This is a genomic window from Massilia sp. X63, from assembly GCF_041023745.1.
In the GTDB taxonomy this organism is placed as follows: Bacteria; Pseudomonadota; Gammaproteobacteria; order Burkholderiales; family Burkholderiaceae_D; genus Telluria.
Window position 1 is genome coordinate 1 of the sequence record NZ_JBFTEF010000031.1, and the last position, 9,907, is coordinate 9,907.

Sequence of the window (9,907 nt, forward strand, 5' to 3'; positions counted from 1 at the left end):
GTCGTCCGCTGTGATACATCCAAACCAACGTGCATATCCATGGCTGCCTCCAGAATATAAGCGGGTCAGATCATAGTATGTGGTTCCATTTGAAGCCCTTCACGTTGCGCAGGTACAGGAAGCACAGTCCGAAACCCCAGTTGCGCTGGTTGTTCGTCAGCCGCACCAGCCAATCGGCAATGAGGACGTTTTCCGCATCCAGCTTGGCCTTGTAGCGGTAGCAGGTCTGGCTGATGCCAAATGCCTGACACGCGAGCTTGACCGTGGCTAACCGCTCCGTCACGGCCCATTGCGCCATCTCTCGCCGCTGAGATGGCGCTACCATTTTTTTGTCAGCGCCTCCGCAACGATCTCGGCCTTGAGCCGCTCTTCGACGTACATTTTCTTGAGGCGCCGGTTTTCCTCCTCCAACTCCTTCATGCGCGCCATCAGCGAGGCATCCATGCCGCCGAACTTGGAGCGCCACTTGTAGAACGTGGCGTTGCTGATGCCGTGCTCGCGGCACAGCTCCGGCACTGGACTGCCGGCTTCGGCTTGCTTGAGGATGGCGATAATCTGGCTGTCGGTAAAGCGGGACGTCTTCATGTAGAGCTTTCTGTGTCTTAAGTAGAAAATTCTACTTCTGAACGCGCTCTTTTTGTGGGGGGATTACCGCCTGATCGATGAAGCAGACCTCCAAGTCTTCAATTCCATCCCCGTTGACGTCTCTCCGAGCAGCAATCTTCAGCTCATACAACCATTCGCCTGGCGTCTCAAAAACAAGCGCATCCTCAGTGGCTTTGCTCGGCTTCATGCCGAAATCAGCGAATGTGCGCAATGTAGGGGAGCGGCGAGGCCCGAAAGAGCTTCGAATACTGGCCAAGTCGAACTTAGCCGCTAAAAAGAGTCCTAGATCCTTCTTTGGGAAATAACTCACAAGAGGGGCTGCTCCGACCGCGTTCGCTAGTACCAGGAGTGCCAAGGCGCAAGAAGCAAAACGAATTTTCATGAGTAGCTTCCTGAGATTGAGATAGAAGAACGTCTGCTTCTGGCCGATAGCGGACGTACACGGACGTAGTTCGGCACGAAACATGGCGGCCATGTTCCCTAACGGGCTGATGCCATGGCCGAGGCACTTCTCTCCGAAATGTTTGGTCGCTTGTAGCAGCTCATCTTCTGACCCATCGCAGATCCCCGAAAGGTGAAGGCCACGCATTAACGATCGCGCATCCCTAACCGGCATCCTATTTGTGCTCAAGACCGGGATACCGTGGAAATACCTGCCGCGCGGACTCGGCTGCAGCAGTGGCATGCTCGTCCATTTGCATAAAATCACAAGTCGGACGGAAACTTGTCCAAAGTTGAGTCCTTTCGAAGATCCTTGAGGGCTTTCTTTACTTGGCGCTTCCATGGATCTGGAATCGTGTCCGCCTCACGTTCAATCGAGGAAATCGCCCATGCTCCCCTTTCCTCTTTAGCAATGTTCTTTATTATGCGGTCAGTGTCACCTGCGCGCGCCGCTGCTAGTGCGATGTCTCTTGGTCGCCAATTCGAGTTTACGAGTGAGCGTGCGAGCGAGCGTCGCGCGACTTTGCATCGATCCCAATCTACGAAGAGGAACACATAAGAGAGAAAATCAGGAAGGCTTTCCCTCTGAAGCTCGCGGTAAACAGAGGGGAATGCCGCGGCGATGATCGGAGAGGCGGCCTCAACCTTCACGTCGGTCACGAACGGAAGCAGCTTAGCGGAGGCGAAAAGAAAGCCAGGATGATCGAATTCATCGGAATTCCAAAGCAAGTGCCCAACTGCCTCCGCTCCTCCATATGAGAGGTCCAGCCTTCCTCTCCCAATAATAGTGTCAGCAAGCGCCATCGGATTCTGGAGGAACTTGTTGCGAATTAGCTCCGGTAACTTGTCAAAAAGGACGAGATTTCTGCTCGCTAAATCTGCGCGCACTCCGCGGCCGGCCCCAAGATTCAGAACACGAACCCCATCCAACCGCTCGCCGGCACGGTCGAGAAGATTTAAAAGGATCTGGTCGCGTTCTCCTTCAAATTCTTCGGGCAGCGCGGCCTCCAACCCGGAAACCGCAATGAGCCCTGCCCTAGGGCCATCTATTCGGGACAAAATACGCATCGCGAGCGCTATATGGTCCGTAGGCGGCAGCGGGATGTTTTCGACAATGCGAGCGAGCACTTCGGTTGCGGCCGGCAGATCGCCGATCGTTGCAAGTACCTCTGCCAGCACATCTGGTGGCCCAAAGATGGATCGCAGCTCTTGGTTTGAGGCCTCAGCAAGCGAATCAAGGAGGAGTGTCGTGCGACGCACATCTCCATTCTCTATTGTGGATAAAATCCAGCGGACGTCCGCAATGTTGGGTCTGAGCAGCTTGCGCAGCATTGCATTCGATGCTTGCGACGGCCGCGCTTTTGCTACAACTTCCCGCAGGGGCGCAATTGCGTTCTCTTGTTGAGCTACATTTACTAGCACGTCATTCAGCGCGCTGGCTGTGAGATCATGAGCACTCTTCAAGCGTTCGGCTTCTCTTGCGATCATTGCGGCGCCGGCGTGCGCTAGCAAGACAGAGAGAAGCTCTGCGTGCCTGTTGTCGACGAGATGAGGCATGATGCGCTTGCGGGCCACCGCGATCTCATCTTCGCTCGCACCGTCTATGCTCACAACAAGTGTAGGCTCGACATCATATTCGCCCTGCAATAACCGTACGGTTAATTCGGACGCTGCCAACACTGTGTGAAGAAGTAGATTCCCTGGGAGCGTAGCGAGCTTCCTCGCCGCTGGTACAAAAGCATCGGCCTTAGCGATGCCGGCGGCAATATCATGAAGAAGCCCTTCACTACCATCCTTCAGTCCCTGTGATATCGCGTTCACCGCATCAACCGGATATCTTTGCGCTAGCGATAGCGTCGAGGATTTCAAGGACTTGATCAATGACAGGCGCCAAGGCGCCTCGCCGAGTTTCGCAATCAACACCTGGAGAAACCGCCAAGCCTCGGAGGGAGGCATGGTCAATGTCGCACTTTTCGCGGCCTTCGTAAGAATTGGCACGAGTTCGGTGACAAGGGCCGCCCTGCGCGACGATCTCGTATTCGCAATGTCAAGCAGTCCGAGCGCCGCATGCGGCTCTGTCTCAACCTTGGCGGCAAGCTCACTCCAAAGCAGGGACAGGCGAAGCGCCTCCTCATTTCCCTTCTCGTCGCCCGCCATTTCGCCGAACACATCGAGCGACGAGAGGGACGGATGGGGCGATCGGAAAACTTCGTCCGCGATTTTTAAGGACCACCGATGACGCGACGGACTTGCCTTCGTACCGTCGACCCGTCGACCCTTCCAGTCGGAAAAGCGTGGCCTTGCCTCGACCGGCGCGAACACAAGGTCGAAACTCTTTTTGGCAATCGTCCGTGGCGAGTTGCAGAAGGTCGACACGCTAAAACGGCGCCGCATGGACGGCCAGACTGCGGTCAGGAGTCGAAGTGCAAGGGGTTCCGCCACCTTTGACCCGAACACTGCTGCTGGCACCGAATCCTCAAGAAATAGCGCCTCAAGGATCTCCACTCCGGCTTCTACGGGCGGAATGGGCATGCGCAAGTCGGTTTCGATCGATAGCTTTTTCGACTGCTGGGTTGGCCCAGTTTCGGTGGCAATCGCGACTAGCGCTGACGGATCTGCCCCAGCGACCCAATCCGGCATCGGGATCAGCAGTGAGCGGGTGCGGACACACCCGGCCCGAGGCGCCTCACGATCATGCCAGGTTCTGGCAACGACATAGTGGGACCCACTCGGCAGTGGATAGCAGGTGACGTAGGGCGGGATTTTTTCCCCGGGCGCGATGGGGCCGGCAAGGTCCGAGAGGCGATCCACAAGATCTTGATCTCTCGGGGGCAATGTGATGGAGCCGGACAGAAGTTCGTGTCCGTGATTGTATCCATGTAACTGCTGATCGATAATCACTTGCCTACCCTTAGTCTCCGAGCGCCCAAGCGAGCGGCAGCGTCACGTCTGGATCTTCGTCCGTCGTACCGTCACGAGTGACCGCCGTATAGCCGACGTCCCACAGGTCGCGCTTTTTGAGCGAGTCCCTGAACGCCTTGTTCGCGGGGCCTCGCAAATTACCACCGACGATGGACATGCCGAAGACCTTGACGTCAAGGCGTCCAGGCGTCTTCAGTCTACCCGCGAACATCGGAAATTGGTCCTCAAGGTAACGCATCGGACCGGCGGCCTTTGCCTCGCCATCGAGCATGTCCCATGCCGTCACGACAACCGCTAGCCTGGGGCTTTCCCCGCTGGGCCTATCCGCCAGTGTGAGCGAGAGATAGCGGAAGAGTTCGCAGAAACCCACTTGCGCGGGTAGCTCGTCCCTCTTGACTACGAGCTCGTCAGTTTGTTGGTCTCCTGAAAGGGCGTGTAGTTCAATCGTTCCTGCAGAATCGCCATCAGGGTGGGTGACCTGATGATCGATAGGTGGCGCCGCTGCTGGCCTGACGTTGCCGGCCGCATCGACGGGCGCCACAAAAGGCGTAATCGGGTCACCGTCTTCATCCTCGTCGTCGCCGTAATCGTCGTCGTCCTCCACCTCGTCGTCATCTTGGTCACTGTGCCCCATCAAATGGTCACGCGCTGTCACCCAGTCCATCGGCTGCAGGTTAAATTTCGAGTGCGCTCGCACGAACAGAATCGCAGACGATGATGAATTAAGTGCCTCCATCCATTCCTGCGGAAGCTCATACGTATTAATCGCGCGCCGCCAAAGTTCGCCGGTGATGTCCGGGACGGTGATGTCCTGCTCTATTCCCGCCCCGTAGTTCCCACGCACCTTCACAAGGAAGTCACGGCGCCCATTCTCACCCATGCTACGATCGGTTCTCGGCGCGAACCTGCGATCGAGCAGGTGCTGAACCGCTTCATTTACGTATTCAATGTTAGTAGGAAGCGTCGGCGCGCGCAGCTGCCCCTTCCTTGCCATGAAGGCTAACCACAGACGAGCGATGTAGTTCGTCTTGCCCGAAGCAGGTCCGCCGACAAGGATGATCGATCCCGTGCTCATGGCTTCCTCCTAAACGCCGCCAAACGTCTTTCACTATGGTCGTACCCGGTCTCGGGCCAAAAATTGGGAGGGCTTGGCCGTGCTGCAAGCGAATCCGCGATCAGCTTAGGGATGCCATGACCAGGCTCCATGTCGTCGTTCCACGAGAAAGATGCAATTGGGGCTATGTCCATATCGAAGCCAAATCTGGCCCCGCAACTGGCAAGCCGAGCGGCTTCTTCCTGCGGAAACGGCTGTTTGTCCTGCCAAGTGGGCACGACGATAATACGAGGGCGTCGCTTCCCGAGCAAATCGGCCAAACGCTCGATCAGAAGCGTCGCGCGGTAGTGTGCGCGCGCAACCTTGCCGTCATCCGAGAACTGCCGACCATCAACCATCAACCAGATCACGCTTGCCGCGCGGAGGAAATTCAGCCTGTCCTCGTCTTTGCGGTCGATTAACTCGCGGGACCACTCGCCCGGCAGGTCAGGCAGCAGGATGTCGAAAAGACGTCCGTCGACGTCCCGGCGGAGCCGTAGGTGAAGAAAACCAGCCTCGCGGTCGTTCGATAGCGTCGTGTGGCTTGTGATGTGCTCGGGCGGATTACCTTTGTCCCACGTTCTGCTGGCTCGGGCGATCTCTTCGAACGCGCGAAGTGTCTCACTGTCCGCATAGGAGAACCCTTCGAATTGGCCTTTGGATAGCATCAAATACGCGCTGACAAGTGCTGCGGTTTTGCCTGCACCCGCAAGCCCGACGATCCCGATGAGACAGGTCTGCCGTTGCTCCATCATGGCATTGGCCTCCAAAATCCCAAGCGTACGACTTGCCGGAAAAGTTGGCGGATCCTGATCGGGAGCCGAAAGAACTGCACGGCCCAGCCCAAGTGCCAGGCTGATGTCGATTTTGTCGCCGGTGTCATCAACCGGGTCGGGTGACTCGACTTCTGGGGAGTCTGCCTCGCCCGCATCTACGACAGGACGAAAAGAGCAATCCCCAGGTGGATTGCCAACGACGCATGATCCCGTCGCATTGAACGTGCAATTCGGGTTCTCACAAGCTCCGCGCATCAGGCGGCTCCGACAGCGCGGTTTTCCATCGTCACAATGGAGGCTTCAAGCAACGCACGGGCACCCCAGCCTCGAGCGTCAAGCGCGACAGAAGTGGTCGACTGATGCTCGTCCTTGACGAGCGATGAAATGAGGGGGAACACCAATGGGAATTCTGTTGTCCAGCCATGGACATTTGTCGTCGCGAGTTCAGCCCGCCACTTGCCAAGCGACTCAATCAGGACGGCAAGCGGCATGCTTTCGGAAGCGCCAATATTGCGAAGCACGGCATGACGAAGACCATCGCTTGGCAAACGACATAACATCGTGGCGCCCTCCAGGCCACTTGCAATCGCACGGGTGAAAGACTCCAGATCAGCCAACGGGCAATCGAGTAATTCGCTGTAGTCCGCAGTCACCCACCACAGGAAATTGAGTTCTTCGTGGTCCAGCGCCTGATTGGTCTTCAATGCTGCGACGACTGGTGCGGTCGCTTTCTTGTAGGCTGCGTTCGCCCGCGAGCCCGCAGGGTCGTTTTCAGGGATCGTAAGCGTGCCAACGTCGGGCACGTCCACGCGCTTGCGAGCCGCCTTGGCGACATTGGCTACCCGCGCGCGGCACGCGTCGATAAGATCCTGCCGCAACTCCTCAAGCTTTGCATGATCGCTTTGCTCCTGTAGGGTCAGCGCCGACCATAGGGACGCGGCCAAGGCATCTGCAGTCGTCCAGCCACTCTCATCGGCGATCGGCTCTTGTACTATCGCAAGCACCGCGACAGCCAGGCAGACCTGTGCTTGCAGCTCCCTGCCTTTGAGTACAAACGCCGCGCTTACATCGCTAATCGCTTTTTCGATCTGCCGAGCGACCTCATCGGGGAGCGTCGTGCTGCCGAAGCCCCCAGCCACTGTGGCGGCAAGTGCGATCGTCTTCCGGGTCGGCATGACCGAGAATTGGCTCCGAAGCGTCTCGACTGCCCTGTTGCGGTCTTGCACATCCGAATTGGTCGGCTCTGCCCAGATAATCTGGGCATACTTCGCCATAATGCTCATGCTTTTATCTCCCCCTTCTGTGACTTGGCCGCGTTGAGAAATTCCTCGATTCTGGCAACCCCTACCTGGCGGAAGGCGCGACGGAAGAGGCGCCGCTCCATTGCGTGGTCGAGTTTTCCCCTGATCTGGGTAACGACACTGAAATCCATAAACGCCGTGAGCCGTTCGCTCTGCGAAAGGTCTTGAAAGAAGCGCAACTGAAGGTCGCGCATGTTTTGCAAAGCGCCTGCCTCGACAGCATCGATGTCAGCCGTGTCGGGCGCTTCGATCGCTGCATCGCCAACAGGCCCATCTGCCGCGGCTTGCCCCGTTACCGCTGTCAACGGCTCCTCGACCAGCGCCACTGGGGCAGCGGGCACTCGCTCGACATTTGATGGCTTTGGCGCTGCGCGGAAGTTTGGGGATCCAAGAAGCTGACGCTCCTGCCTGCCGCCCATGAACTCGTCATCCCGACGGAAGCGAGCCATACTCCCATCCCAGGTGCGGGGATTTACAGACACGGCGAGTGCATCGCTCGCTTCGTCGTATTCGAACGTAAGGATGTTGTATTTGTAAGTGTATTTGTCGTCAATCTGGTCCGGTGAGGTAGCGCCAGCGGCGAGCATCATCAATTGGCAACCGTCCTCGACATCGACAATCTCCAGGTTGGGGAAGTGTTCGTGGCCTGAAATGAACACCCGAGCCCGCCCGCGCAGGTATCCGCGCGCCTTCTCGGAATCCTGGAACGAACTGAGAGGATGGTGCGACAGCACAACGATTTCCACGCCCTCTTCCAAGGGCAGTAGACGTTGGCGCGCTCCCAAGATCAGCTTGCCATCTTCCTTCCTGCTCGAACAGATAAGTGCAGAGTTGAGCCGCACGAACCGGATTGCGCGTCCTGGAGCGAGTTCCAACGTCGCGCTCATCGAGATGTCGCCGTTGAGGTCTAGCTCGCAACGATAGTCGAGGGCGAAGCCCTTGTATGCGTCGAATCGTTCATACAGGACCTGACAATCGGTCGCGTTATCAAGATGCCTGTCGAGCCATTCGTCACCACCTTCCCTGATCGAGAATAGAATGCTGTCGATTGCATTCGTGATCTTGGCCCGATCGATGTCGTGATTCCCAGGGACCATTTGGATATCCGTGCGCTCGCAGCCAATCGCGTCCGTAAGTCGGGCAAGCCATTGTGCCGCCGACGTGTACTCATCCGGCTTCCCCGAGTATGAGATATCGCCGGTCAGGATCACGCCGTGGACCTTACCGTCCAGCTTACTTACTTCGGCGCGCGCGTCCTCGATAAGGCGCCGCTTGGCGTCCGCGTTTTCAGCACCAGTGCCACCGTCCTTTTCCTGTCCAAAATGGATGTCGGACAGGTGTACAAATACTGCCTTCAAGCCGCATCTCCTTACGAGCGAAATTGCTATATTTTACTCTTATACACCCGCATAGAGTTGCGTCTGGCAACTAATGTCGACCAGCAGCGTAAAGACATGCGCTATCGACAGTAGGCGTACGTCTCTCTTGGGCGACGCGACCCTGATAGTTACCTGCAGCGGCTTTTACCGACGGCATACTGGTGGGCATACAGATTGGCGCGTACGAAGAGCGCCTAACAAAACCGTTCGATATACCGCCAACAGATGAGCGAGCAAGCGAGCGAAAGAAACGCCTGATGGATGTCTGGTCGCCACTCGTACCGAATGCGCAACCTGCGAAAGCGGTGTAGCTATCCCAAGGCGCGCTCAACGCCCCAACGCCATCGGCCGTGCCTTTCTCGCGACTCCACACCATATCGCACGATACGTGCTGAGATACCTCGTCGGCGCAGCAACGCCCGATGTGCTCGCCAAGCGTATGCCCGATCGGCGTGCAGCTAGCCTGGATGTTTGCGCGCACGACCGGAAAGCCCTTTAACTGGTATGGCTTCTACGAGTAGGATAAGGAAACTTGAGTCATGCACTTGGGCGCCCGAGATCCTGGCTACCAGCGGCAACCGACGTTGATCGACGAGCAGATGGTGTTTGCAGCCGAGCTTGCCACGATCGGTCGGGTTCCGGCCCGTATGCTCGCCACCCGCAGGAGCAGGCACACGGGCGGCGTCAACGCAAGCTCGATCTCACATGATCTGGTCGTGGTCGCGCAGCCGTCGGAGGACCGCTTCGTGGACGCGCTGCCAAACGCAGACCTTCATCCATTCATGGGCCGACGCCAACAAGTCGTACCACTGCCGCAGCCGAGTTCGCGCGGCAGATATTCCCGCGGTATCGCGGTCTTGAGCACAAACAGGATCCCGGTTAGGGGCGCGCGATCAATGATGCGTGGCCGTGCGCCTTTCGGCGATCTGCGACGAGCCGGGAGATGAGCTGCAACAAGCAACCAAAGGTCTTCGGAGAGAAGTGATTGGGCGATGGCATCAGTCCGTCTGGGAACACGGCCGCTACCTTAGCTGCCGAAGCACCGCTGTGTACCCCCGGTGTCAGAATAGTTGTCGCGTCACTTGGTGAAGTAAAACCATACCGGGGACGGGCAAGAGAGATTGCGTGAAGCAGTATTCAGCAGAACGGAAAGAAGCACTACTACGGCAGATGATGCCGCCGCAGAACAGGTTGGTGTCGGAGCTGGCTCGCGAAAGCGGGATTACCGAGCAGACCCTTTATACTTGGCGCCGTCAACTTCTTAATCAGGGAACAGCGGTGCCGGGTAGTGGGAAAAATGCTGAGGAATGGACCTCGGAAGACAAGTTTGCCGTGGTGTTGGAGACGGCCGCGCTGAACGCCAGCGAGCTGGCCGAGTATTGCCGTCGC

7 protein-coding genes and 3 pseudogenes are annotated in these 9,907 nt (G+C 57.6%); 2 read left to right on the plus strand and 8 right to left on the minus strand.

The genetic code is table 11. From position 1 onward, the window contains the following. Positions 1-79: 79 nt before the first annotated feature. A pseudogene (locus tag AB3347_RS25665) lies at positions 80-585 on the minus strand (transposase); the annotation flags it as partial. A 31-nt stretch (positions 586-616) separates the two neighbouring features. Beyond that, positions 617-988 (minus strand): hypothetical protein, encoded by a 372-nt coding sequence (locus tag AB3347_RS25670; RefSeq protein WP_369094493.1) that lies wholly within the window; start codon positions 986-988, stop codon positions 617-619. Between the two features lie 109 nt (positions 989-1,097). Here AB3347_RS25670 and AB3347_RS25675 point away from each other — a divergent pair. Further along, positions 1,098-1,292: pseudogene (locus AB3347_RS25675) on the plus strand (transposase); the annotation flags it as partial. A 19-nt stretch (positions 1,293-1,311) separates the two neighbouring features. On the opposite strand, the gene AB3347_RS25680 reads toward AB3347_RS25675, so the two are convergent. The 6 genes and pseudogenes from AB3347_RS25680 to AB3347_RS25705 form a co-directional block, all read right to left on the minus strand. Next, entirely contained in the window at positions 1,312-3,948 is a 2,637-nt protein-coding gene (locus AB3347_RS25680; protein ID WP_369094494.1) for a hypothetical protein, read from the minus strand. 10 nt (positions 3,949-3,958) lie between these two features. After that, on the minus strand, positions 3,959-5,044 hold the full coding sequence (locus AB3347_RS25685) for a hypothetical protein (RefSeq protein ID WP_369094495.1): 1,086 nt from the start codon (positions 5,042-5,044) through the stop codon (positions 3,959-3,961). Next, the gene (locus tag AB3347_RS25690; RefSeq protein ID WP_369094496.1) at positions 5,041-6,093 is read right to left on the minus strand and encodes a hypothetical protein; all 1,053 of its coding nucleotides are present in this window, start codon (positions 6,091-6,093) and stop codon (positions 5,041-5,043) included. Before AB3347_RS25690 ends, AB3347_RS25685 begins: the two co-directional genes overlap by 4 nt. Beyond that, the gene (locus AB3347_RS25695; protein WP_369094497.1) at positions 6,093-7,121 is read right to left on the minus strand and encodes a GTPase-associated system all-helical protein GASH; all 1,029 of its coding nucleotides are present in this window, start codon (positions 7,119-7,121) and stop codon (positions 6,093-6,095) included. The genes AB3347_RS25690 and AB3347_RS25695 overlap by 1 nt, the downstream gene beginning before the upstream one ends. Beyond that, a complete protein-coding gene (locus AB3347_RS25700; protein WP_369094498.1) occupies positions 7,118-8,497 on the minus strand; it encodes a metallophosphoesterase in 1,380 nt (459 codons plus the stop codon). The genes AB3347_RS25695 and AB3347_RS25700 overlap by 4 nt, the downstream gene beginning before the upstream one ends. Before the next feature lie 215 nt (positions 8,498-8,712). Further along, positions 8,713-9,512 (minus strand): annotated as a pseudogene (locus AB3347_RS25705) (IS5 family transposase). 131 nt (positions 9,513-9,643) lie between these two features. On the opposite strand from AB3347_RS25705, the gene AB3347_RS25710 reads away from it, so the two are divergent. Further along, the coding region (locus AB3347_RS25710) for a transposase (RefSeq protein ID WP_369094499.1) at positions 9,644-9,907 on the plus strand (264 nt) is incomplete at its 3' end.